General features: G+C 68.2%; 25 protein-coding genes. 18 read left to right on the top strand and 7 right to left on the bottom strand.

All coding sequences use genetic code 11. From position 1 onward, the window contains the following. Window positions 1-4: 4 nt before the first annotated feature. Window positions 5-1003 carry a response regulator gene (locus tag AC4BAR_RS01985; RefSeq protein WP_490626136.1) on the top strand — a complete coding sequence of 333 codons (999 nt, stop codon included), beginning with the start codon at window positions 5-7 and terminating at the stop codon, window positions 1001-1003. A gap of 16 nt (window positions 1004-1019) precedes the next feature. Here AC4BAR_RS01985 and AC4BAR_RS01990 read toward each other — a convergent pair whose 3' ends face one another. Beyond that, the gene (locus AC4BAR_RS01990; protein ID WP_490626137.1) at window positions 1020-1319 is read right to left on the bottom strand and encodes a hypothetical protein; all 300 of its coding nucleotides are present in this window, start codon (window positions 1317-1319) and stop codon (window positions 1020-1022) included. Window positions 1320-1410: 91 nt separating this feature from the next. After that, window positions 1411-2070 carry a GntR family transcriptional regulator gene (locus AC4BAR_RS01995; RefSeq protein WP_490626138.1) on the bottom strand — a complete coding sequence of 220 codons (660 nt, stop codon included), beginning with the start codon at window positions 2068-2070 and terminating at the stop codon, window positions 1411-1413. Window positions 2071-2253: 183 nt separating this feature from the next. Here AC4BAR_RS01995 and dctP point away from each other — a divergent pair, with 183 nt between their 5' ends. From dctP to AC4BAR_RS02045, 10 genes are read left to right on the top strand one after another with little or no spacing between them, the layout of a single operon-like run. Then, window positions 2254-3276, top strand: coding sequence for a TRAP transporter substrate-binding protein DctP (gene dctP, locus AC4BAR_RS02000; protein WP_490626139.1), 1023 nt, complete (start codon window positions 2254-2256; stop codon window positions 3274-3276). Continuing rightward, the gene (locus AC4BAR_RS02005) at window positions 3273-3839 is read left to right on the top strand and encodes a TRAP transporter small permease (RefSeq protein WP_490626140.1); all 567 of its coding nucleotides are present in this window, start codon (window positions 3273-3275) and stop codon (window positions 3837-3839) included. The genes dctP and AC4BAR_RS02005 overlap by 4 nt, the downstream gene beginning before the upstream one ends. Further along, the gene (locus AC4BAR_RS02010) at window positions 3836-5197 is read left to right on the top strand and encodes a TRAP transporter large permease (RefSeq protein WP_490626141.1); all 1362 of its coding nucleotides are present in this window, start codon (window positions 3836-3838) and stop codon (window positions 5195-5197) included. Before AC4BAR_RS02005 ends, AC4BAR_RS02010 begins: the two co-directional genes overlap by 4 nt. Next, on the top strand, window positions 5194-6876 hold the full coding sequence (gene mdcA / locus AC4BAR_RS02015; protein ID WP_490626142.1) for a malonate decarboxylase subunit alpha: 1683 nt from the start codon (window positions 5194-5196) through the stop codon (window positions 6874-6876). Before AC4BAR_RS02010 ends, mdcA begins: the two co-directional genes overlap by 4 nt. 10 nt (window positions 6877-6886) lie before the next feature. After that, complete coding sequence (gene mdcC / locus AC4BAR_RS02020) at window positions 6887-7219, top strand: malonate decarboxylase acyl carrier protein (RefSeq protein WP_490626143.1); 333 nt, start codon at window positions 6887-6889, stop codon at window positions 7217-7219. Then, entirely contained in the window at window positions 7216-8085 is an 870-nt protein-coding gene (locus AC4BAR_RS02025; RefSeq protein ID WP_490626144.1) for a biotin-independent malonate decarboxylase subunit beta, read from the top strand. The genes mdcC and AC4BAR_RS02025 overlap by 4 nt, the downstream gene beginning before the upstream one ends. Window positions 8086-8095: 10 nt before the next feature. After that, complete coding sequence (gene mdcE, locus AC4BAR_RS02030; RefSeq protein WP_490626145.1) at window positions 8096-8794, top strand: biotin-independent malonate decarboxylase subunit gamma; 699 nt, start codon at window positions 8096-8098, stop codon at window positions 8792-8794. 12 nt (window positions 8795-8806) lie between these two features. Continuing rightward, window positions 8807-9463 (top strand): malonate decarboxylase holo-[acyl-carrier-protein] synthase, encoded by a 657-nt coding sequence (mdcG, locus tag AC4BAR_RS02035; RefSeq protein WP_490626146.1) that lies wholly within the window; start codon window positions 8807-8809, stop codon window positions 9461-9463. Further along, window positions 9457-10320: a triphosphoribosyl-dephospho-CoA synthase MdcB gene (gene mdcB, locus AC4BAR_RS02040; RefSeq protein ID WP_490626147.1), complete on the top strand. Its 864-nt coding sequence runs from the start codon at window positions 9457-9459 to the stop codon at window positions 10318-10320. The genes mdcG and mdcB overlap by 7 nt, the downstream gene beginning before the upstream one ends. Continuing rightward, window positions 10317-11243, top strand: a complete 927-nt coding sequence (locus AC4BAR_RS02045; protein WP_490626148.1) for an ACP S-malonyltransferase — start codon at window positions 10317-10319, stop codon at window positions 11241-11243. Before mdcB ends, AC4BAR_RS02045 begins: the two co-directional genes overlap by 4 nt. A gap of 15 nt (window positions 11244-11258) precedes the next feature. On the opposite strand, the gene AC4BAR_RS02050 is transcribed toward AC4BAR_RS02045, so the two are convergent. Then, a complete protein-coding gene (locus AC4BAR_RS02050) occupies window positions 11259-12653 on the bottom strand; it encodes an MBL fold metallo-hydrolase RNA specificity domain-containing protein (RefSeq protein ID WP_490626149.1) in 1395 nt (464 codons plus the stop codon). 228 nt (window positions 12654-12881) lie between these two features. On the opposite strand from AC4BAR_RS02050, the gene urtA reads away from it, so the two are divergent. From urtA to urtE, 5 genes are all read left to right on the top strand, one after another. Continuing rightward, the gene (gene urtA / locus AC4BAR_RS02055) at window positions 12882-14156 is read left to right on the top strand and encodes an urea ABC transporter substrate-binding protein (RefSeq protein ID WP_490626150.1); all 1275 of its coding nucleotides are present in this window, start codon (window positions 12882-12884) and stop codon (window positions 14154-14156) included. A gap of 154 nt (window positions 14157-14310) precedes the next feature. Beyond that, complete coding sequence (gene urtB / locus AC4BAR_RS02060; protein ID WP_490626151.1) at window positions 14311-15885, top strand: urea ABC transporter permease subunit UrtB; 1575 nt, start codon at window positions 14311-14313, stop codon at window positions 15883-15885. A gap of 1 nt (window position 15886) precedes the next feature. Next, entirely contained in the window at window positions 15887-16996 is a 1110-nt protein-coding gene (urtC, locus tag AC4BAR_RS02065) for an urea ABC transporter permease subunit UrtC (protein WP_490626152.1), read from the top strand. Continuing rightward, window positions 16993-17865 (top strand): urea ABC transporter ATP-binding protein UrtD, encoded by an 873-nt coding sequence (gene urtD / locus AC4BAR_RS02070; RefSeq protein ID WP_490626153.1) that lies wholly within the window; start codon window positions 16993-16995, stop codon window positions 17863-17865. The genes urtC and urtD overlap by 4 nt, the downstream gene beginning before the upstream one ends. A gap of 543 nt (window positions 17866-18408) precedes the next feature. Then, entirely contained in the window at window positions 18409-19101 is a 693-nt protein-coding gene (urtE, locus tag AC4BAR_RS02075) for an urea ABC transporter ATP-binding subunit UrtE (RefSeq protein ID WP_490626154.1), read from the top strand. Window positions 19102-19114: 13 nt separating this feature from the next. Here the strand turns inward: urtE and AC4BAR_RS02080 are convergent, their stop codons facing one another. From AC4BAR_RS02080 to AC4BAR_RS02090, 3 genes are read right to left on the bottom strand one after another with little or no spacing between them, the layout of a single operon-like run. After that, entirely contained in the window at window positions 19115-19840 is a 726-nt protein-coding gene (locus tag AC4BAR_RS02080; RefSeq protein ID WP_490626155.1) for a haloacid dehalogenase type II, read from the bottom strand. A gap of 11 nt (window positions 19841-19851) precedes the next feature. Beyond that, window positions 19852-20682 carry an urease accessory protein UreD gene (locus AC4BAR_RS02085; protein WP_490626156.1) on the bottom strand — a complete coding sequence of 277 codons (831 nt, stop codon included), beginning with the start codon at window positions 20680-20682 and terminating at the stop codon, window positions 19852-19854. A gap of 30 nt (window positions 20683-20712) precedes the next feature. Beyond that, window positions 20713-21444 (bottom strand): hypothetical protein, encoded by a 732-nt coding sequence (locus AC4BAR_RS02090; RefSeq protein ID WP_490626157.1) that lies wholly within the window; start codon window positions 21442-21444, stop codon window positions 20713-20715. A gap of 99 nt (window positions 21445-21543) precedes the next feature. On the opposite strand from AC4BAR_RS02090, the gene AC4BAR_RS02095 reads away from it, so the two are divergent. Further along, the gene (locus AC4BAR_RS02095; protein ID WP_490626158.1) at window positions 21544-22863 is read left to right on the top strand and encodes a glycerate kinase type-2 family protein; all 1320 of its coding nucleotides are present in this window, start codon (window positions 21544-21546) and stop codon (window positions 22861-22863) included. A gap of 5 nt (window positions 22864-22868) precedes the next feature. Here the strand turns inward: AC4BAR_RS02095 and AC4BAR_RS02100 are convergent, their stop codons facing one another. Next, window positions 22869-23105 carry an oxidoreductase-like domain-containing protein gene (locus tag AC4BAR_RS02100; protein WP_490626159.1) on the bottom strand — a complete coding sequence of 79 codons (237 nt, stop codon included), beginning with the start codon at window positions 23103-23105 and terminating at the stop codon, window positions 22869-22871. 58 nt (window positions 23106-23163) lie between these two features. On the opposite strand from AC4BAR_RS02100, the gene queE reads away from it, so the two are divergent. Then, window positions 23164-23796, top strand: coding sequence for a 7-carboxy-7-deazaguanine synthase (gene queE, locus AC4BAR_RS02105; protein WP_490626160.1), 633 nt, complete (start codon window positions 23164-23166; stop codon window positions 23794-23796).

Here is a 23796-nt window from a genome sequence, read left to right on the forward strand (position 1 = left end):
GGCCATGGACGTGAACAGTCCCTTGATCGACCACACGCTGGACCGCGCCAACAGCGAGGTGGTGCTGATCGTCGACGACGTGCCCGACAACCTGGCCGTGCTGCACGACGCGCTCGACGAATCCGGCTACACGGTGCTGGTGGCCACCCATGGCGAGGCCGCGCTGCAGCGCGCCGCGCAAGCCCTGCCCGACATCGTGCTGCTCGACGCCATGATGCCCGGCATGGACGGTTTCGAGGTGGCGCGCCGGCTCAAGGCCAACGCCGCCACCGCCCACATTCCCATCATCTTCATGACCGGGCTGACCGAGACCGAGCACCTGGTGGCGGCGCTGGAAGCGGGTGGGGTGGACTATGTCACCAAGCCCATCAAACCCAAGGAGGTGCTGGCCCGCATGGGGGTGCACCTGGCCGGCGCGCGCGAGAAACGCCAGGCCCGCAACGCCCTCGATGCCTTTGGCTACGCCACCATCACCGTGCGTGCCAGTGACGGCCGGCTGATGTGGCAGACGCCCTTGGCCCGCCAGCTGCTGGAGGCCTATTTCGGCCCGCCCAGCGGGCTGGCGCCTGCGGCGGTGCGCGACTGGCTGCCGCGCGCCATCGCCCAGCAGGCGGCGCAGGCCAACGCGATGCAGGGCGCCGAGCCGCCGCGCCTGGCCATTGAGCAGGGCGCGCGCCGGCTGAGCTTCCGGTTGCACCGCCAGGCCGGCGACAGCGAGGCCGGTGGCGACTGGATGCTGGTGATGAGGGAAGTGAGCGACGCCGCGGTGATCGAGGCCATGAGCCTGAGCTTCCGCCTGACCGCGCGCGAGGCCGAGGTGCTGTACTGGGTGGTCAAGGGCAAGATCAACCGCGACATCGCCGACATCCTGGGCGCCAGCCCGGCCACGGTGAAAAAACACCTGGAGCGCATCTTCGCCAAGCTGGGGGTGGAAACCCGCACCGCCGCCGCCGGCATGGCGATGAGCCGCATCCGCCAGCTGCACCCCCAGTTCGAGGGCTGAGGTCGGGGGCCGCCGCTCAGAGCGGGTCGAGCAGGGCCTTGGACAGGGCCGCGATGTTGGCGGCGCTGGGCACCTGGGGCTTCATCTCGTCCTCGGCCGCGGTGGCGTTTTCATGGGCTTGGATGGCGTTGACCATCTCGTACTGGTTTTCCCAGGAAATGGTTTTGCCCTTGGGGCAGAGGTCTCGCAGCGTGCCGAACCAGTAGTACCCGTCCTTGCCACCGAACAGCTGGTCGATGCCACCGGCGTCACCGGCTTTCAGGCCATGGGCCGACAGGATCTGGGTGAGCTTGAGGTGGGAGACGGAGTAGCGCATGGGATTCCAGGGGTTGCAGCAGAAAGCGGCCGCACGGACCGGGCGGCCGGGTCGGCGATTCTACTGAAACGCCCGACTGGGCCCAGCCGGGTCAGGCCTGCGCTTCCATTTGCGACAGGCCGGCCAACAGGTCGTTGAAGCGCTCGCCCTGCACCATCACATGGCCGCGGATGGCGGTCATGGCGCGGTCGCTGTCACCCTCGCGCAGCGCGTCCAGCACCGCCTGGTGTTCCTCGAACGACTTGGACAAGCGGTTGCGCACCCGCAGTTGCAGCCGGCGGTAGGGCCGCAGCCGCCGCTGCAGGCTGTGCGCCTGGTCGCTCAGGAAGCTGTTGTGGCTGGCCACATAAATGGCGTGGTGAAAGTGCTCGTTGGCATAGAAATAGCCGTCGGAGTCCAGCCGCTGGGCGGCTTCCAGGCAGCGCTCATGGGCCTGTTCCAGCGTCACCAGCTCGGCCGGGCTGATGCGGCGGGCCGCCAGCCGGGCGCACATCGCCTCCAGCTCGGCCATCACCTCGAACATCTCCACCAGCCGCTGTGGCGAAACCTGGGCCACCACCGCACCGCGTCGCGGCCGAATCTCCACCACCCCCTCACCGGCCAGCAGGCTCAGGGCCTCGCGGATCGGGGTGCGCGACACCCCGAACCGGGTCGCCAGTTCGATCTCGTCGAGGTGGGTGCCCGGCGCCAGCTTGCCGGTGGCGACCTCTTCCTCAATGGCTTCGCGCAGGGTTTCTGATAAACGGCTCATGGCGCGAGTGTAGCAACAGAGGTATCACCACGGAGTCGGTGCGTACACCCATAGTGAATACCCTAATGCAAAACATGATTCAAATAATACAAAAAACACTAAACTGCATTCAACCGCCGAAACCCGCGTGCCAAATGGGCTGGGCCAGTGCGGTGATCCCACCCACAGCCAGGAGACCCACCCATGTCCATCGACCGCCGTCAATTCGTCCAGCGCCTGGCGCTGGCTTCCGCCGCCGCCACCGGCTGGCCGGCTTTTGCCCAGTCACCGGGGGCACTGAAAATTTCCCACCAATTCCCCAGCGGCACCCTGACCGAGGGTGACTTCCGCGACCGCCTTTGCCGCCGCTTTGCGGTGGAGGTGGAAAAACGCACCGGGGGCGCACTGAAGGCGGCGGTCTACCCCGGTTCGTCGCTGATGAAGACCAACGCGCAGTTCTCGTCGATGCGCAAGGGCGCGCTGGACATGAGCCTGGTGCCGCTGTCCTACGCTGGCGGGGAAGTGCCCGAGACCAACATCGGCCTGATGCCGGCGCTGGTGCCCAGCTACGAGCAGGGTGCGGCCTGGAAAAACGCCGAGGTGGGCAAGCAGCTGGCCAAGGTGCTGGATTCCAAGGGCGTGCTGATCGTCAGCTGGGTCTGGCAGGCCGGTGGGGTGGCCAGCCGGGTGCGTCCGCTGGTGACACCCGACGATGCCAAGGGCCTGAAGGTGCGCGGCGGCAGCCGCGAAATGGACATGATGCTCAAGCAGGCCGGCGCCTCGGTGATCTCGCTGCCATCGAACGAAATCTACGCCGCCATGCAGACCGGCGCCATGGACGCGGCCATGACGTCCAGCACCAGCTTCATCTCCTTCAAGCTCGAAGAAATCGCCAAGCACCTGACCACTGGCCGTGGCAAAACCTACTGGTTCATGTTCGAGCCGCTGATGATTTCCAAAGAGGTATTTGCCAAATTGCCCAAGGCCCAGCAGGACGTGGTGATGGGGGTGGGCGCCGAACTGGAGGTGTTTGCCCGCGACGCGGCCAAGGCCGACGACAAGGCCGCGGCCGACATCTACGCCAAGGCCGGCGCCAAGGTCTACGACATGGACGAGGCCACGCTGAAGAAATGGCAGGTCATCGCGCGGGACACCGCGTGGAAAGACTTCGGTGAGAAAAACGAATCCTGTGCGGCGCTGTTGAAAGCAGCCCAGCAACTGCTATGAGCCACGGATTCGACAGTGGCATGGCCACGGTGGTGATCGACCCCCACACCCCGGCGCTGCTCAAACCGATCGCCAGGGGTTTGCTGTGGGTCAACCAGGCCATGGTGATGCTGGGCATGGTGGCGCTGCTGGTGGCGTCGGCGGTGCTCACCTCCAGCGTGGTGTCGCGCTACTTCCTGAAGGCCTCGACCGACTGGCAGGACGAGGCCGCGGTGTTCTGCCTGGTTGGCGCCACCTTTTTGTGTGGTGCCTTCGTGCAGTCGCTGCGCGGCCATGTGGGCATTGAGGCCCTGGCCGGCTGGCTGTCGCCGTCGGTGAACCGGGTCAGGGTGATGCTGGTGGACCTGATGAGCACGCTGTTTTGCGCTTTCTTTTCCTGGAAGTCCTGGACGCTGTTCCATGAGGCCTGGGTCGAGGGCCAAACCACATCGTCGTCCTGGGCGCCACCGCTGTGGATTCCCTACGGCCTGATGGCCGCCGGCATGAGTCTGCTGGCGCTGCAGATACTGGTTCAATTCACGGCGCGCTGCAATGCGTGGACGGTCAAGGGAGACGCATTGTGAGCATGTTGTCCATGGGTTTGTTGTTCGGGGCGGTGACCCTGGTGCTGATGTTTTCAGGCGCACCTATCTCGTTCGCGCTGGGCAGCGTGGCGGTGCTGTTCATGTATTTGTTCATGCCCGCTTCGGCGCTCGACACCGTGACCCAGAACGTCTACGAGGAAATGGCCAGCATCACGCTGCTGTCCATCCCGCTGTTCATTCTGAAAGGGGCGGCGATTGGCAAGTCACGGGCGGGCCAGGATTTGTACGCCGCCATGCACGTGTGGATGGGCCGCATTCCCGGTGGCCTGGGCATTGCCAACGTGTTCGCCTGTGCGCTGTTTGCCGCCATGGCCGGCTCCAGCCCGGCCACCTGCTCGGCCATTGGCAGCGCCGGCATCCCGGAGATGCGCAAGCGTGGCTACTCGCCCGGCTTCGCCGCCGGCATCATCGCGGCGGGCGGCACGCTGGGCATTCTGCTGCCGCCGTCGATCACGATGATTCTGTACGCGGTGGCGGCCGAGCAGTCGCTGGGCCGGCTGTTCCTGGCCGGCATCATGCCCGGTGTGCTGCTGGTGGCCTTGTTTGCGGCCTACGCCGCCTTCCGTTACCGCAAGGAATACCGGTTGGCCGAGGCCGAGTTCAAGCGCAGCGGTGCGGCCTCGGCCCTGCTGGCCAACGAGAGCTTCACCAACCGCGAAAAGTTCGAAATGCTGCCGCGCGTCGTGCCCTTTGTGCTGCTGCTGATCGGTGTGATGGTGGCCTTGTACGGTGGCTTCGCCACCCCCAGCGAAACCGCCGGCCTGGGTGCCTTGCTGGCGCTGGTGCTGATTGCCGTCATCTACGGTGTCTGGCGACCCAAGGACGTGGCGCCCATCCTGACCGCCACGCTGAAGGAGTCCACCATGCTGATGCTGATCATCGGCATGTCGCTGCTGTTCTCCTACGTGATGAGCTTTCTGCACATCAGTCAGTCGACCGCTGAATGGATTGTGGGCATGCAGCTGTCCAAATGGGTGCTGCTGGCCGCGGTGCTGGTGATGGTGATCCTGCTGGGCTTTTTCCTGCCGCCGGTCAGCATCATCCTGATGACCGCGCCCATCATCCTGCCGCCGCTCAAAGCCGCCGGCTTTGACCTGATCTGGTTCGGCATCCTGATGACCATCGTCATGGAAACCGGGCTGATCCACCCGCCGGTGGGACTGAACATCTTCGTCATCAAGAACATCGCCCCCGACATCCCGCTGTCGGACATCATCTGGGGGGTGCTGCCCTTCGTGGTGCTGATGCTGCTCGCGGTGGTGTTGATCTGCGTCTTCCCCGGCATCGCCACCGGCCTGCCCGACGCGGTCATGGGTGTGGTGGCGGCCAAGGCATGAACGCGGCGGCGGAACCTCGGGCCTGGAACACCCGCGCTGCCGGCCGCCAACTGCGGCTGGCCCAGGTGGCCCAGGCACTCGGCCCCCACCTGCGTGGCAAGCAGGTCGACAGCGCCCGGGTGGTGGATTTGCTGAACGTGGCGCTGCGGCCGCACGACCGGGTCTGCCTGGAGGGCAACAACCAGAAGCAGGCCGACTTTCTGGCCAAGGCCCTGGTGCAGGTGGACCTGCAGCGGGTGCACGACCTGCACATGGTGCAGTCGGTGCTGTCGCTGCCCGAGCACCTGGATGTGTTCGAACTGGGCATCGCCTCGCGGCTCGACTTCTCGTTCTCTGGCCCGCAGGGTGGCCGGCTGGCGCAGCTGGTGGCCCAGGGCGGGGTGCAGATCGGCGCCATCCACACCTACCTGGAGTTGTTCGCCCGCTACTTCGTCGACCTGACACCCCAGGTGTCGCTGATCGCCGCGCATTCGGCCGACGCCCAGGGCAACCTCTATACCGGACCCAACACCGAAGACACACCGGCCATCGTCGAGGCCACCGCCTTCAGCGGCGGCCTGGTGATTGCGCAGGTCAACGAGATCGTCGACGTGCTGCCACGCATCGACATCCCCGCCGGCTGGGTGGACTTTGTGGTGCGCGCGCCCACACCCAACGTGATCGAGCCGCTGTTCACCCGCGACCCGGCGCAGATCTCCGAGGTCCAGGTGCTGATGGCCATGATGGCCATCAAGGGCATTTACGCCGAATACGGCGTGCAGCGTCTGAACCACGGCATCGGTTTTGACACCGCCGCCATCGAATTGCTGCTGCCCACCTATGGCGAGTCGCTGGGCCTGCGCGGCAAGATTTGCCAGCACTGGGCGCTGAACCCGCACCCGGCGCTGATTCCCGCCATCGAGGCCGGCTGGGTCCAGTCCATCCATTCCTTCGGCTCCGAGCTGGGCATGGAAGACTACATCCGGGCCCGCTCCGACGTGTTTTTCACCGGGCCCGACGGCAGCCTGCGCAGCAACCGCGCCTTCTGCCAGGCCGCCGGCCATTACGCCTGTGACCTGTTCATCGGCTCCACGCTGCAGATGGACCTGGCCGGCAACAGCTCCACCGCCACGCTGGGCCGCATCACCGGCTTTGGCGGGGCGCCCAACATGGGGGCCGACGCCCGCGGCCGGCGCCACAGCAGCCCGGCCTGGCTCAAGGCCGGCCGCGAGGCCCGTAGCGGGCTGGGGGGTGCACGTGGCACGCCGCGCGGGCAAAAGATGGTGGTGCAGATGGTGGAGACCTTCCGCGAGCACATGCAGCCGGCCTTTGTGGAAACGCTGGACGCTTGGCAACTGGCCGAACAGGCGGCCATGCCGCTGCCGCCCATCATGATTTACGGCGACGACGTGACCCATGTGCTGACCGAAGAAGGCATCGCCAACCTGCTGCTGTGCCGCAGCGACGAGGAACGCGAACAGGCCATCCGTGGCGTGGCCGGCTACACCGCGGTAGGCATGGCACGCGACCGGCGCATGGTCGACAACCTGCGCGACCGCGGGGTGATCCGCCGCGCCGCCGACCTGGGCATCGACGTGCGTGACGCCAGCCGCAACCTGCTGGCCGCCCGTTCCATGCGTGACCTGGTGCGCGCCAGCGGCGGGCTGTACCAGCCGCCGAAAAAATTCCGCAATTGGTGAGGACATCGACATGAATGGCATGGAATCGCTGCGTTACGCCTTCGCCGGCACCCGGGCGCTGGCCGCCTTTCGCCCGGTGCTGGTGGGGGTGGTGGGCTCGGGCAACCTGGAGGTGCTGCTGGAGCCGGATGCCCCGGGCGCGCTGGCGGGCCAGAGCCACTTTCATGTGGAGACCTCGGCCCGCGGCTTTGGCGCCATCTGGCAGGCGGTGCTGCAGGATTTCCAGCAGCGCCATGGCTACACCGGGCTGCGTGTGTCCATCAACGACATGGGGGCCACACCGGCCGTGGTCAGTTTGCGGCTGGACCAGGCGGTCGCCGGCCTGAAGGGAAACACACCGTGAGCCTCAGTTTTGCAGAATGCCCGGCCCGGGAACGCATCGACCGCCTGCTCGACGCCGGCAGCTTCGAAGAATGGCTGCCGCCCAGCGAGCGGGTGATGAGCCCGCACCTGGCGCAGCTGGGTGTGCCCTCGGCCTTTGACGACGGCGTGGCCATCGGCCAGGGCCGGCTGGCCGGCCAGCCTGTGTTCATCGCCGCCCAGGAGGGCGAGTTCATGGGCGGCGGGGTGGGTGAGGTGCATGGGGCCAAGCTGGTGGGGCTGCTGCGGCGGGCGCTGCGCGACCGGCCGGCCGCGGTGCTGCTGCTGGCCGAATCCGGCGGCGTGCGCCTGCACGAGGCCAATGCCGGCCTGATTGCCGTCAGCGAGGTCATGCGGGCCCTGCTGGACGTGCGGGCGGCCCACATCCCGGTGGTGGTGCTGATCGGCGGTGCCAACGGCTGCTTCGGCGGCATGGGCATCGTGGCGCGCTGCGCCGACTGGGTGGTGATGAGCGACAACGCCCGGCTGGCCATGTCGGGGCCGGAGGTGATCGAGGCCTCGCACGGCGTGGAAGAGTTCGACTCGCGTGACCGTGCGCTGGTGTGGCGCACCACCGGCGGCAAACACCGCTTTCTGAGCGGCGACTGCGATGTGCTGGTGGACGACGACATACAGGCCTTTCGCGACGCCGCCATCGACGGCCTGGCCCGTGGCCGCGGCCTGACGCTGGCCGGCCTGGAAAACGAACACGCGCTGCTGGCCCAGCGGCTGCGCGACGCACCGCCCGGCGCCGACGCCATCGCGCTGTGGCAACAGCTCGGTGTGGCCGACGCCCACCGGGTGCCCGAACTCGACGCCGCCCAGCTGCGCGCGTTGGTGTCCCACTGAGGCCCCCACCATGCAATGGCAAACCCTCGCCGACGCGCTGTTCGGCCACCAGCACCAGATCCACGCCGACGGCGACTTTCTCAGCGGCACGGCGTCTTTTGACGGCCAGACCCTGGCCGTGGTGGGCAGCACCCACCATGCGGCGATCGGCTTCGCCATCGCGCTGCAGCAGGCCAAGGTGGTGCTGGACACGATGCAACAACACCCCGGCCGCCCCATCCTGCTGCTGGTGGACACCCAGGGCCAGCAGCTGCGCCGGCGCGACGAGCTGCTGGGCATCAACCGCGCCATGGCCCACCTGGGCTGCTGCATCGACCTGGCGCGGCGGCGTGGCCACCGCGTGATCGGCCTGGTCTACGACCAGGCGCTGTCGGGCGGCTTCATCACCTCCGGCCTGATTGCCGACGCCTGCTATGCCTTGCCTGAGGCCGAAATCCGCGTCATGCGCATCCCGGCCATGGCCCGCGTCACCAAGATTTCCGAAGACCGGCTGGCCACCTTGTCCGAGGCCAACCCGGTGTTTGCGCCCGGGGTGCAGAACTACGTGGCCATGGGCGGCATCCGCGCCCTGTGGCAGGGTGACCTGGCCGCCGGCCTGCGCGACGCGCTGGCCCATTCGCCCACCGACGACCAGCGGGCGCAGGACGGCGCCGCGCGCGGCGGCCGTCGCCTCGCGGCCTCGGTGGTGGCCCGCGTGCTGGCGGCCTGAGCGGGTTTGTCCATGGCCCCGCTGCGCCGCAACCAGCTGGTCTGGCTTCATCCGTGGGGCTGGGACGCGCTGCGCGCCGCGCCCTGGGACGACCAAGCGCGGGACTGCCTGGCCCATTGGGCGACGCATGCCTTGCCGCTGGTGGTGACCCAACGGCCGGCCGCACTGCCCACCGACCAGATCGCCCTGGGGCTGGCCGCGCCTTTGCAATGGCAGCGGCGCCGGCTGGCGCTGCGGGTGGCGCGGTCTGCGGTGGCGGGGCTGGGCGACTTCCCTTTGGCTGCATCGGTCAGCGATCTTTTGCCGGTGGCCTGTCGGCCCGCCTGGGCGGCACTGGGCCAGGTTCTGGACGCCGCCGGCGTGGTGGCCCAGGTGCATGGCAGCTTTGGCTGGCAGCACCTGACCGGCCTGCCCTGTGTGCGGCCCGGCTCCGACCTCGACCTGCACCTGGCGGTGGCCGACGCCCGCATTGCCGAGCGGGCGGTCGAGGCCTTGCAGGCCCTGGTGTGGACCGGTCCCCGGCTGGACGGTGAGCTGGTGTTTGCCGACGGCGCGGCCGTGGCCTGGCGCGAGTGGGCGGCCTGGCGGGCCGGGCGGGTGGACCGTCTGCTGGTCAAGCGGCTGTCGGGGGCCGCACTGGAAGCCTGGCCGGAGGCGTTGCCATGCTGAGCGCCTCGAGGTCTGTCGCCGCGTTGGCCGAGGTGGCCCCCCGTGGGCGGGCCCAGCAGATCGGGCGGGCGGCCATTGCCTCGCTGTACGACGAGCTGGCCCTGGCCCCCAAGCCCGGCCTGGTGTCCTTTGTCGACGCCGGCAGCCACAGCGACATGGACGCCAGCACCTTCATGCGCAGCCTGTTTTCGCTGCGCCACTACTTTGTGCAGATCGCCCAGCTGGGCCAGCGTGGCGCGCCGTTTGCCGCGCTGCAAAGCCTGGGGCTGGCGGCCGAGGCCCGCATGCTGCAGGCCACCGGCGGCGTCAACACCCACCGGGGCGCCATCTTCACGCTGGGCTTGCTGTGTGCCAGCGCTGGGCTGGCTGGGGGCGCCGTGAGTGCCGACGCCCTGCGTGCGCTGCTGATGGCCACCTGGGGCGAGGCCTTGCACGGCCGCCGTCCGCAGGCCCCGGCGTCGAACGGGCAGCGGGCGGTGCTGGCCCTGGGCCTGCGCGGTGCGGGCGAGGAGGCGGCGCTGGGCTTTCCGGTGCTGTTCGACGGTGCCGTGCCGGCCCTGGCGGTGGCGCGGGCCGGTGGCCTGAACGACCAGCAGGCCAGGTTGCAGGTGTTCTTCCACACCCTGGCCGTGCTGGACGACACCAACCTGGCCCACCGCGGCGGGCTGGCCGGCCTGCGTTTTGCGCAGGCCCAGGCCAGGGCCTTTCTGCGCGCTGGTGGCGCCGCCCGGCCCGATGCGCTGGCCCATGCGCAACAGATCCACCGTGAATTTGTGGCCCGGCGCCTGTCGCCCGGCGGCGCGGCCGATGTGCTGGCCGCTGCCTGCCTGGTCGAGCGGCTGGGCCGCCGCCCATGAGCCTGGCGCTGTTGTTTCCGGGTCAGGGGGTCCAGCATGCCGGCATGTTGCCCTGGCTGGACGGCGAGGCGCTGGCCGCACCGGTGCTGGCTGCTCTGAATGCGCGGCTGGGCCAGGACTGGCGCCGCTGCCTGGCCGACCCCGCGCAGGCCAGCAGCAACCGCGTGGCCCAGCTGGTGTTGACCGGTTGCGCGCTGGCCACCTGGGCGGCGCTGGCACCCCGGCTGCCGCGGCCGGCCATGCTGGCGGGTTACAGCGTGGGCGAACTGGCTGCTTTCAGTGCCGCCGGCCTGTTCGATGCCGACACCGCGCTGCAACTCGCCGAGCGGCGCGCCCTGGCCATGGACGCCTGTGGCACGGCCCAGCCCGACGGTCTGCTGGCCTTCAGCGGCCTGCGCTTGGACGGCCTGGCGCCGCTGTGCCAGCGCTTCGGTGTGGGGCTGGCCATCCGCCTGGCGGGCGACCGGGGTGTACTGGGCGGCCCGCTCGCTGCGCTGGAGGCCTTGACCCCGACCCTGTTGGCGCAAGGCGCCGAGCTGACGCCCTTGCGGGTGCGGGTGGCCTCGCACACCGTGGCCATGGCCCCGGCGGCCGAGGCCTTTGGGCGCCTGATCGCCCCCATGCTCTGGCCACGCGCGGCGGCGGTGCTGGTCTGCAACCTGGACGGGGCCGGGCGGCGCGACCCGGCCGGGCTGAAGCAGGCCCTGGCCCGACAGATCGACCACACCGTGCTGTGGGACCGCTGCATGGCCACGCTGGCCGAGCGCCAGCCTCGCTGTGTGCTGGAGCTGGGGCCGGGCAACACCTTGTCGCGCATGTGGGCCGGCCTGCATGCCGATGTGCCGGCCCGCTCCAGCGACGAGTTCCAGAGCACCGACGCGCTGCTGGCCTGGGTGCAGCGGCAGCTCGAACCCCAACCCTGAGAGCCGGCGCAGGCTTCACAGCCTCACTTGTTGCCCCGCCTGTGGCGCTTCGGCCCGCCAGCCCAAATCGGCGCTGATCTTGTCGGCGAAACCACGTGCGGTCTCTGCCTCGCCATGGACCACAAAGGTGCGGGCCGGCGGCGCCTTGAAATGGCCCAGCCAGCCCATCAGCGCGGCCTGGTCGGCATGGGCCGACAGGCCACCCAGGGTGTGGATGCTGGCCCGCACCGGGTAGGACTCGCCGAAGATGCGCACCTCCTTCTCGCCGTCCACCAGCCGGCGGCCCAGCGTGCCGCCGGCCTGGTAGCCGATGATGACCACCGCGCAGTCGCGCCGCGGCAGGTTGTGGCGCAGGTGGTGTTTGATGCGGCCGGCGTCGCACATGCCGCTGGCGGCGATGATGATGGCGCCCGACCGGATGTGGTTCAGCGCCTCGGACTCCGCCACGCTCTCGGTGAAGCGCAGGTCCAGCCATTCGGGGTGGCGCTGGTGCAAGGCCATCAGCTGGCGCGTCTCGTCGTCCAGGAATTCCGGGTGCTTCCAGGTGATCTCGGTCGCCTTGGCGGCCAGCGGTGAATCGACGAAGACCTTGAGCCGCGGCAGCCGCTTCTGCTGGCACAACCGGGCCAGCAGGAAGAGCAGCTCCTGGGTGCGGCCCAGCGCAAAGGCCGGGATGATCACGTTGCCGTGGCGGCGCTGCAGCGTGGTGGTGATCACCTCCACCAGTTCGTCCTCGGTGTCGCTCAGCGGCCGGTGCAGGCGGTTGCCGTAGGTGGATTCCACCAGCAACACGTCGGCTTCTTCGACGGGCGTGGGGTTGCGCACGATGGGCCGGCCGGGCTGGCCCAGGTCGCCTGAAAAAACCAGTTTGCAGCTGCGATCGCCCTCGGTCAGCCACAGCTCGACGATGGCCGAGCCCAGGATGTGGCCGGCGTCGCGGAAGCGGCAGCGCAGCTGGGGGTGGGGCTGCAGGTCGTGGTCGTATGCCACCCCCTGCAACTGGTCCAGACAGGCCTGGGCCTGGGCCACGGTGTACAGCGGCGCAAACACCGCCCGCCCGCCTTGCCGGTGCCGGCGCTCGGCCCGCGCCCATTCCATTTCCTGGATGAAGGCGCTGTCGAGCAGCATCACCTTGAGCAGGTCCGCGGTGGCGGTGGTGGTGTAGACCGGGCCCTTGAAGCCCATGGCCGACAGCCGGGGCAGCAGGCCGCTGTGGTCGATGTGGGCATGGGTGACCAGCACAAAGTCGATCTGGCGCGGGTCGAAAGGCCAGGCCTGCTGGTTATGTTCCCGGGCCAGCGCACCGCCCTGGAACATGCCGCAGTCCACCAGAAAACGCAGGCCGTCGGCCTCCACCAAATAGCAGGAGCCGGTGACCTCCTGGGCCGCACCGAGGAAGCGGAGTTGCATCACACGCCTTTCTCATCCCGGGCCAGGGACAGGCCCCTGGGTGCGAGGGTAAGGGTTTTGCCGCCTGCCAGCGCTGCGGAAAAGCCCGGGCTTGCGCCAGCGCAAACGCGCAGGGCCCCGCCTCGGGGCGGGGGGCTGTACGCCATGTGTCGTATTGGTGGGAACCCGGGGGCTGCCTAGCATGAAGCCATCTTTCCTCACCCCCCATCCATTCCCCAGGAGATGCCCATGATTCGTCGCTTCACCCTCAAGGCGCTTGCCGCCGCTGCCCTGGCCAGCACCTCGCTGGCCGGTCTCACCGTGGGCACGGCCCAGGCGGCCGACACCATCAAGGTCGGTGTGCTGCACAGCCTGTCGGGCACCATGGCGATTTCCGAGACGGTGCTGAAAGACACGGTGCTGATGGCCATCGACGAGATCAACGCCAAGGGCGGTGTGCTGGGCAAGAAGCTGGAACCGGTGGTGGTGGACCCCGCGTCCAACTGGCCGCTGTTCGCCGAAAAAACCAAGCAGCTGCTGACCCAAGACAAAGTGGCCGTGATCTTCGGCTGCTGGACCTCGGTGAGCCGCAAGTCGGTGCTGCCGGTGGTGGAGGAACTCAACGGCCTGCTGTTCTACCCGGTGCAGTACGAGGGCGAGGAACTCAGCAAGAACGTGTTCTACACCGGTGCCGCGCCCAACCAGCAGGCCATTCCTGCGGTGGACTATTTGATGAGCAAAGACGGCGGCGGCGCCAAGCGCTGGGTGCTGCTGGGCACCGACTATGTGTACCCCCGCACCACCAACAAGATTTTGCGCGCCTATCTGAAGAGCAAGGGCGTGGCCGACAAGGACATCGACGAGAAATACACCCCCTTCGGCCACAGCGACTACCAGACCATCGTGGCCGACATCAAGAAGTTCTCGGCCGGTGGCAAGACCGCGGTGGTGTCCACCATCAACGGCGACTCCAACGTGCCCTTCTACAAGGAACTGGGCAACGCCGGCCTGAAGGCCAAGGACGTACCGGTGGTCGCCTTCAGCGTGGGTGAGGAAGAGCTGCGCGGCGTGGACACCAAGCCGCTGGTGGGCCACCTGGCGGCCTGGAACTACTTCATGAGCATCAAGAACCCAGCCAACGACGATTTCATCAAGAAGTGGAGCGCCTACGCCAAGGCTAAGAACATCGCCGGTCACAAGGACAAGCCGCTGACCAACGACCCGATGGAAGCCACCTACATCGGCATCAACATGTGGAAGCAGGCGGTGGAAAAAGCCAAGAGCACCGACGTCGACAAGGTCATTGCCGCGATGGCCGGCCAGACCTTCAAGGCGCCCAGCGGCATCGTCAGCAAGATGGACGAGAAGAACCACCATTTGCACAAGAGCGTGTTCATCGGCGAGGTCAAGGCCGACGGCCAGTTCAACGTGGTCTGGAAGACCCCGGGCCCGGTGAAAGCCAAGCCCTGGAGCCCCTACATCGAGGGCAACGACAAGAAGCCGGACGAGCCGGCGAAGAAGTAACCCCCCTGAGTCGGCCTGGCGGCCGCCTTCCCCCCAGGGGGACGGCGCGGCCGCTTGGGGCGGCCCGGCGCAGCGCGCCCTGGCATGGTCCAGGGCGCTGGTTGAGCGGTGTTTGCAGGATGGGCAGCGTGCTGTTCACCCTACAGGTTCCCAGATGCTGATTCGAACATTCCTTTTGCTGGCCGCGCTGACTTTGACAGGCGCGGCCCACGCGCTCACCGCGAGCGAGGCCAAGGCCATCGCCAGCGGCGAGACCGATGCCCGCATCGCCGCACTGACCCAGGCCGTGGCCGCGGGCGACGACAAGACCACCGCCTTTGTGCAGGCCCTGGTGGACGACGCGGTGAAGGTCGCTGGCGAGCAGGTGCTGGTGGTGCGTGGCGACAAGGCCTTTGACCCGGTCACCGGGGCTGAGTTGCCGTTGCCCGAGGGGGCGGAGGATGTCAGCAACAACAACCGCATGCGCGGCGAGCTGGATGCCGCGCTGGCCTCGCTGAAGCTGTTTTCCACCGACGAAAAAGTGCGCCGCGCCGCCATCACCACGCTGCAGGCCGAGGCCGACCCGGTGCGGCTGCCGGTGGTTGAAAAAGCGCTGGCCGCCGAAGCCGACGCCGGCCTGAAGCTGCAGCTGGGCCTGGTGCGCGCCACCATGCTGTTGGTCAGTGACAACCCGGCTCAGCGCCAGGAAGCCGCGATCCTGCTGGCCAGCAGCGACAACCCCAACACCAAGACCGCTTTGCTGGAGCGCCTGAAAACCGAAGACCAGGCCGAGGTCAAGGCCGCGCTGCAAGCCAGCCTGCGGGCGGTGGAAGGCCGGCTGGCCTGGGGCGACAAGCTGGCCGCCATCTTCAGCGGCATCAGCCTGGGCTCCATCCTGCTGCTGGTGGCGTTGGGCCTGGCCATCACCTACGGGCTGATGGGTGTGATCAACATGGCCCATGGCGAGCTGATGATGATCGGCGCCTACGCCACTTACGTGGTGCAAGGTCTGTTCCAGAAGTACCTTCCCGGCGCCTTCGACTGGTATTTGGTGGCGGCGGTGCCGGTGTCTTTCATGGCCTCGGCGCTGATGGGTGCGGCGCTGGAGCGCAGCGTGATCCGCTTCCTGTACGGCCGGCCGCTGGAAACCCTGCTCGCCACCTGGGGCATCAGCCTGATGCTGCAGCAGCTGGTGCGCAGCTTCTTCGGCGCGCAAAACGTCGGTGTGGAAAACCCAAGCTGGATGAGCGGCGGCGTGCAGTTGCTGGGCAATCTGCAGCTGCCGTGGAACCGCATCGTCATCATTGGCTTTGCCATCGCGGTGCTGTTGGCCATGGCCTGGCTGATCGGCCGCACCCGACTGGGCCTGTTTGTGCGCGGCGTCACACAGAACCGGCCGATCGCCTCCTGCATGGGCGTCAACACCGCCCGCATCGACACCTATGCTTTCGCGCTCGGTTCCGGCATTGCCGGCCTGGCCGGCTGCGCCCTGAGCCAGGTGGGCAATGTGGGGCCGGACCTGGGCCAGGGCTACATCGTCGACGCCTTCATGGTGGTGGTGCTGGGTGGCGTGGGCCAGCTGGCCGGTACGGTGTACGCCGCGCTGGGCCTGGGTGTGCTGAACAAATTCCTTGAAGGCATCACCGGCGCCGTGCTGGCCAAGATCGCGGTGCTGGTGCTGATCATCGTCTTCATCCAGAAGCGGCCGCAGGGCATCTTCGCGATGAAGGGCCGCTCTGCGGAAGCCTGACATGACCACGCCCACGCTTCAACTTCCCGCCCCCGCGCCGCTGTTCACCCGCAAGGGCTGGGCCGGTTTCTCGGCCGCGCTGATCGCCATCTGTGCGCTCGCACCCTTGCTCAACCTGGTGGTGCCCGAGGGCAATTTGTTCCACCTGAGCGACTACGCGGTGGCCCTGGTGGGCAAGATCATGTGCTACGCCATCTGTGCGCTGGCCATGGACCTGATCTGGGGCTTCACCGGCATCCTGAGCCTGGGCCACGGCCTGTTTTTTGCGCTGGGTGGCTATGTGATGGGCATGTATTTGATGCGGCAGATCGGCCGTGACGGCAACTACAAAAGCGACCTGCCCGACTTCATGGTTTTTCTCGACTGGAAGGAACTGCCCTGGCACTGGGCGCTGAGCGACAGCTTTGTCGCCACGCTGTTCCTGGTGGTGGCGGTGCCGGGCCTGGTGGCCTTTGTGTTCGGCTACTTCGCCTTCCGCTCGCGCATCAAGGGGGTGTATTTCTCCATCATCACCCAGGCCATGACCTTTGCCGCCATGCTGCTGTTCTTTCGCAACGAGACCGGCTTTGGTGGCAACAACGGCTTCACCGATTTCAAACGCATCCTCGGCGTGGCCATTGCCACCCCCAGCATGCGCATGGGGCTGTTTGTGCTGACCGGCTGCACGCTGCTCGGCTTTTTGCTGCTGGCCCGCTGGCTGGTCACAGCCAAGTTCGGCCGGGTGCTGCAGGCCATCCGCGACGCCGAAACCCGGGTGATGTTTTCCGGCTATTCGCCGCTGGGCTACAAGCTCACCATCTGGGTCATCTCGGCCATGATGTGTGGCGTGGCCGGCGCCCTGTACGTGCCGCAGGTGGGCATCATCAACCCGAGTGAAATGAGCCCAGCCAACGCCATCGAGATGGCCATCTGGGCGGCGGTGGGTGGCCGCGCCACGTTGGTTGGGCCGATTGCCGGCGCCTTCATCGTCAACGGCGCCAAGAGCTGGCTGACGCAGACCTACCCCGAGTTCTGGCTGTACTTTCTGGGCGCGATGTTCATCGGCGTGACCTTGTTCCTGCCACAGGGCGTGGTGGGGCTGCTGAAGAAGCTGAAAGGGGCCAAGGCATGACACCCGACCTGCTGGAAGCCGGCGCACGCCGCATCGCGGCCAAGCGCCAGAAGCCGGAGGGCTTGACCGAGTCCGGCGGCCGCGCCGCCGGCTTTTCCCGCATCGGCACGCCAGGCGAGGTGGACCTGACCCATGGCCGCATCCTTTACCTGGACGACGTGAGCGTGAGCTTCGACGGCTTCAAGGCCATCAACAAGCTGAGCCTGGACATCGCGCCGGGTGAGCTGCGCTGCATCATCGGCCCCAATGGCGCTGGCAAGACCACGATGATGGACATCATCACCGGCAAGACCCGGCCCAACGAGGGCACGGTGTATTTCGGCAGCACCATCGACCTGCTGCGCCACAACGAGCCCGAGATCGCCGCGCTGGGCATCGGCCGCAAGTTCCAGAAGCCCACGGTGTTCGAGCAGCTCAGCGTGTTCGAGAACCTGGAGCTGGCGCTGAAAACCCACAAGGGCGTCAAGGCCTCGATGTTCTTCAGGCTCGATTCGGCGCAGAAAGACCTGCTGGCCGAGGTGCTGCACACCATCCACCTGGCCGACAGCGTGACCCGCATGGCGGGCAACCTGAGCCATGGCCAGAAGCAGTGGCTGGAGATCGGCATGCTGCTGATGCAAGACCCCAAGCTCTTGCTGCTGGACGAGCCGGTGGCCGGCATGACCGACGAGGAAACCGCCCGCACGGCGGAGCTGTTCCTCACCTTGAAGGGCAAGCATTCGCTGATGGTGGTGGAGCACGACATGTCCTTCATCCGCACCATCTCGGAGATTGTCACGGTGTTGTGTGATGGCTCGGTGCTGGCGCAGGGCACGCTGGACGAGGTGCAGGCGGATGAGCGGGTGATTGAGGTGTACCTTGGGCGCTGATTTTGTTGTGGTTCTGGAGCCGGGTCTCGGCCCGGCGGCCGACTCACTTTCTTTTGCTTCGCCAAAAGAAAGTAAGCAAAGAAAAGGCGACCCGCAGTCTGGGTCCCTCCGCTGCGCTGCGGGCAACCTGCGGTGCTCGAAGCGGGCGGGGGTTCGCTCGAACTCGCCTTCGGCTCAGACAATCGCGAACCCTTGTCCGCCCGCTTCTGCGCGCCTCGGCCCAGCCAGAACGGGTGAAGAAGATAAAACACAAACAAGGACGCGCCATGGCGCGTCCTTGTTGACTTCTTTTTCCTCCACCCCTTCTGTGTGCGCCGAGGCGCGGAGCGCTCAGCGGACCAGGGCTCGCTGCTGTTTGAGCGAAGCGAGTTTCAGCGAGACCCCGCTGAGCGCGAGCACCGCAGGTTGCCCCGGCGCGCAGCGCAGGGGACGCAGACAGCAGGGTCGCCTTTCTTTTGCTTACTTTTCTTTGGCGAAGCAAAGAAAAGTGAGGCGCCCGCCGGGGCGCGACCCGGCTCCCGCCCTGAAAAAAGGCCAACCCCTATGCTGACCGTCAACAACATCAACCAGTACTACGGCGGCTCCCACATCCTCCGCGACGTCAGCCTGACCGCCGAACGGGGCCAGGTCACCGTCCTGCTCGGAAGAAACGGCGTCGGCAAGACCACGCTGCTCAAAAGCCTGATGGGTCTGGTGCCCATCAAAACCGGCAGCATCGAGTTCAACGGCCAGCAAATCCAGGCCGCCACGCCCTACGAACGCGCCCGCGCCGGCATCGGCTTCGTGCCGCAGGGCCGCGAGATTTTTGCCCGGCTCACGGTGGAAGAAAACCTGAAGATGGGCCTGGCCTACAAGAAAGCCGGCACACCCATTCCGGCCGAGTTGTACGAGCTGTTCCCGGTGCTCAAGCAGATGCTGAACCGGCGCGGCGGCGATTTGTCGGGCGGGCAGCAGCAGCAACTGGCGATTGCCCGCGCGCTGGCGGCCGGCCCCAAGCTGCTGATCCTGGACGAGCCCACCGAGGGCATCCAGCCCAGCATCATCAAGGACATCGGCCGGGTGATCCGCATGCTGGCCGACCGCGGCGACATGGCCATCCTGCTGGTGGAGCAGTACTACGACTTCGCCGAGGAACTGGCCGACCAGTATTTGGTGATGGAGCGCGGCGAGTTCATTGCCCGCGGGCCGGGCAGTGAGATGGAGGCCAAGGGCATACGCCAGCTGGTGGCGATCTGATCGTGCGGGGCGTTCAGCAGCCCAGCCGGTCGGCCAGGTCCAGCAGGTCGCGGCAGTGCAAGGTGTTGCCGGGCTGCGGTGACACGTCCTTGCCTTGTTGCGCACCAAACTCCAAGGGCCGCTCAATGTAGGCGGTGTGCAGGCCACAGGCGCGGGCGCCCTGCAGGTCATCGTGGTGGGCGGCCACCAGCATCACCTGGGCCGGTGCCACGTCAAACACGCTGGCCACCCCCAGGTAGGTGGCGGGGTCGGGCTTGTAGGCGCGGAACACCTCGGCCGACAGCACACAGTCCCAGGGCAGGCCGGCGCGTTTGGCCATGGCGGTCAACAGGCCCAGATTGCCGTTGGACAGCGTGCAAAGGGTGAAGCGCTGCTTCAGCCGGGTCAGCGCGGCCACGCTGTCGGGCCAGGGGTCCAGGCGGTGCCAGACCCGGTTCAGGTGCTGGCGCTGGGCCTCGTCCAGATGGGCCAGGCCAAAGCGCGGCAACAGCTCGTTCAGCACCATGCGGTGCAAGTCGTCGATCAGGGTCCAACCGAGTTCACCACGCATCACCCGCGCCATCGCTGGCTTGTAGCCGGCCCGCCAGGCCAGCGCAAAGGCGTTGCCGTCCACCTCCGGGTGAAGTGTGGCCATCTCACGCTGGATGCTGCCATGCCAGTCGACCACGGTGCCGAAGATGTCGAAGGCCAGCACCTGCACTTCGGCCAGCGGGGCGGTGACGGTGGGTGTGGCTGTCATGGTGGCGCTCCTTACATGGCCCACAGGCGGGGCTGGGTGGCGGGCTGTTGCCACAGGCCCACACGCCAGGCGTCGCGCACCGCACGCAGCAGCTGCAGTGCCGGTTCCACCACCGGGGCCAGCACCCGCACCACCACCACCCGGTCGTTGGGTGAGGTGGCACCGGCGCTGAGTGCCAGCGCGTGGCCTTCGATGGCTTCGCGGGCCAGGTCCAGTGCCTGGTCGCGGCGGGCACGGCCGAGGTCGCTGCCGCAGGCCAGGTACAACATGGCGCAGCAGCGCTGGCCGGCCAGGCCCAGCGGGCTGTCCAGCAGCCGCTGGTCATGGGCCTTGATCAGGCCGCGTTCCAGCCAGTGGCCGGGCAGTTCGGTGTGCAATTGCAGCTGGCCGCTGGCAAAGGGCTGGTCGGCATGTGGCAGGCCCAGCGCCACCAGGTCCCAGCCCATCAGCTCGGCGCCCGGGGCCAGCCGCAGCTCGGTGCGGCTTTCGGCCAGGCAGCCGCTGTAGGCGATGGTTTCCATCGGCAGCCATTCCAGCCGCGCGCCTTCGGCCAGTTGTAGCCGTTGGTGTTGCGAGGCGGGCTCGCCCAGCGAGCGGTAAAAGCGGCTGGCGCCGGGGGTGGTGATCAGGCCATGGGCGCCGGGGCCCACGGTCACGTCCACCGTCAAGGTGTCGCCGCCAACCAGGCCACCGGGCGGGTGCACCAGCACGTTGTGGCAGACCCGGTCGCCCTCGGGGTAGAGGCTTTGCAGCACCCGCAGCGGGCCCTGGTGGACAAAGCGGGCCACTGTGCGGTCGGCCTGTGCCAGGTAGTCGAGTTGCAGGTGCGCGTGCCAGGCCATGGCCTCAGTGTAAGTGGGCCTGCCGGTGCCTCAGGCCAGCTCGAAACGCACCCAATCCTCGCGGCGCAGGTCGCGCCGCACGTCGGGCACCAGGTACTCGCCGGTCCATTCGCGGCGCACCCAGAAGCCGACCGCTGGCGCAAACCACAGTCGCTCGCTGCGGGTGTTGTCGCGGCGCCAGGGGTCGGGGTGGTCGAACCAGATGCTGCGGTGCACCCGCAGCGCCAGAAAGCGGCCGGCCGGCACGGCGATGCGTTCCCAGCCTTCGCCGGTGAGCTGCGTTACCCAGCGCCGCGGCCGGTCGTCGTCGGCGCGCTGGCAGGTGTTGCTGAGCAGCGGGCCACGGCCCAGCGCCAGGCCGGGCGGCAGCAGCGGGTCGGGCTGGCCGAAGCGGCAGGGCACATCAAAGAACAGCTCCTCGCTGACCTGGCCGTCGTTCCAGACGGTGGGGCCGGTGCGGGCAGGGCGGCTGTCGTCGCGGGCCACGTTGGAGGCCGGCAGGCTCACCGCCAGGTGGCGGGCCGGGCCGGGGCCTGGCAACACCGCCATGCTGGCCTCGCCCAGGCTCCGGCCGCTGTACAGGTCGGTGAGCTGGAAGCGCAATACCTGGCCGTCGCGCAGCGGCGCCACCGTCACCGACGCGGGTGGGGTCTCGAACACCGGCGCGGTGGCACAGCCGGCCAGTCCGGCCAGCGCCGGCGCACCCAGCCAGGCGCTGGTGTGTTGCAGCCACTGGCGGCGGGTGGGGTGGTGGGCGGTCATGGTCAAACCCAGTGTAAAAGCCTGCAGGGTCTGACACCACCCCGTCGCCCAAGTTCCAGCCGGCTTGCGGTGGCGGGCAGCGCACGCAGACAATGCCGCATGGCCAGCCCCACTCCCGAACCCCAGCGCGACCCCCGCGGTTTTCTGCAACACCTGTTTGCCGTGGCGGTGCAGCGCGCCCAGCCGCTGCACACGCTGGGCGCCCATTTGCCGGTGCCGCCGCGCGGCCGCACCTTGGTGCTGGGCGCCGGCAAGGCCGGTGGCGCCATGGCCCAGGCGGTGGAGGCGCTGTGGCCGCCGGATGCACCGCTGAGCGGCCTGGTGGTCACCCGCTACGGCCATGTGCCGCCGCGTCCGGCGGGCTTGGCTGAGCGCATCGAGGTGGTGGAGGCCGCCCACCCGGTGCCGGACGCCGCCGGCCTGACTGCTGCCCAGCGCATGCTGGACCTGGCCCAAGGCCTGAACGAAGACGACCTGGTGCTGTGCCTGATCTCCGGTGGCGGCTCGTCGTTGCTGACGCTGCCGGCCGAGGGCCTGGACTTGGCCGACAAGCAGCGCATCAACCGCCAGCTGCTGGCCAGCGGCGCCGGCATTGGCGAGATGAACACCGTGCGCAAACACCTGTCCCGCATCAAGGGCGGCCGGCTGGCGCTGGCCTGTGCGCCGGCCCGGCTGGTGACGCTGACCATCAGCGACGTGCCGGGCGACGACCCGGCCACCATTGCCAGCGGCCCCACGGTGGCCGACCCCAGCAGCTGCGCCGAGGCGCTGGCCATCCTGCTTCGCTACGGCATTGCCGTGCCGCCGGCGGTGGACGCGGCACTGCGCAGCGGCGCGCTGGAAACGCCCAAACCCGGTCACCCGGCGCTGGGCGGCGCGGTCCATGTCGTGGCCACGCCCCAGCAGTCGCTGGAGGCGGCGGCCGCCGCAGCCCGGGCGGCGGGGCTGGACGCCTACATCCTCAGCGACGCCATCGAGGGCGAGTCGCGCGAGGTGGCCAAGGTCCATGCGGCCCTGGCACGGGCGGTGGCCCAGCGCGGCGCGCCTTTCGCCCGGCCCTGTGTGTTGCTGAGCGGTGGCGAAACCACCGTGACCCTGCGGCCGCAGGCAGCGGGCGCGGCCCCGGGCCGGGGCGGTCGGGCCGGCGAGTTTTGCCTGGGCCTGGCGCAGGCGCTGCAGGGGCAGGCGGGGGTGTTTGCGCTGGCGGCCGACACCGACGGCATCGACGGTGTGGAAGACAACGCCGGCGCCTGGGTCGCGCCCGACACGCTGGCGCGGGCCCAGGCCCAAGGCCTGTCGCTGAACAACCACCTGGACCGGCACGACGCCTATGGTTTTTTTGACGCGCTGGGCGACCTGGTGGTCACCGGGCCCACCCACACCAACGTCAACGACTTTCGGGCGCTGCTGATCCTGTAGCGCGCTCAGCCGGCCAGGGCTACGGCCCGCCAGCGCTCCAGCGCGCCAAACCAGCCCAGCCAGACACAGCCCTCGCAGCCGCGGCCGCAGCAGCCCACCGGTTCGGCCGGCGGTGGCTTGACGGTCAGGCCCAGTGTTTCGCCCCAGGCCAGCACGGCGGCGATGGCGGCCTGGGCGCTGGCCAGGTCGCGCACCGGCGCGGTGAGTGCCGGGGGCAGGGCAGGGGTGGGAGCGGCAGACATGGGCACCGACTGTAGCCCAGCCGGCCCGCTCCGGCGGTGACCGATAATTCAGCCTCCCATGGCCTACCAGATCAAGGAAATCTTCTACACCCTGCAAGGCGAAGGCGCCAACGCGGGGCGGCCGGCCGTGTTCTGCCGCTTTGCCGGCTGCAACCTGTGGTCGGGCCGCGAGGAAGACCGGGCCCGCGCCACCTGCCAGTTCTGTGACACCGATTTCGTCGGCACCGATGGCACGCTGGGTGGCAAGTACGAGGCCGAGGCGCTGGCCGGCCAGATCGCTGCGGCCTGGCCCCAAGGCCCGGCCGGCCAGCGGCTGGTGGTGCTGACCGGTGGCGAGCCGCTGCTGCAGGTGGACGCGCCGCTGGTGGCCGCCTTGCACGCCCAGGGCTTCGAGATCGCGGTGGAAACCAATGGCACGCTGGCCGCGCCAGCCGGCATAGACTGGCTGTGTGTCAGCCCCAAGGCCGGTGCCGACTGGGTGCAGCGCTCAGGCCAGGAACTGAAGGTGGTCTGGCCCCAGCCGGCGCTGGACCTGGACGCGCTGGAAGCCGCTGCCTTTGAGCACCGTTTCCTGCAGCCCATGGACGGGCCCGACCGGCTGCGCCACACCGAGGCCTGCATCGCTTTGTGCCTGGCCCGCCCCCAATGGCGGCTGAGCCTGCAAACCCACAAGATCACGGGCATACGCTGA

The organism is Rhodoferax sp. SPJ4 (assembly GCF_058216275.1).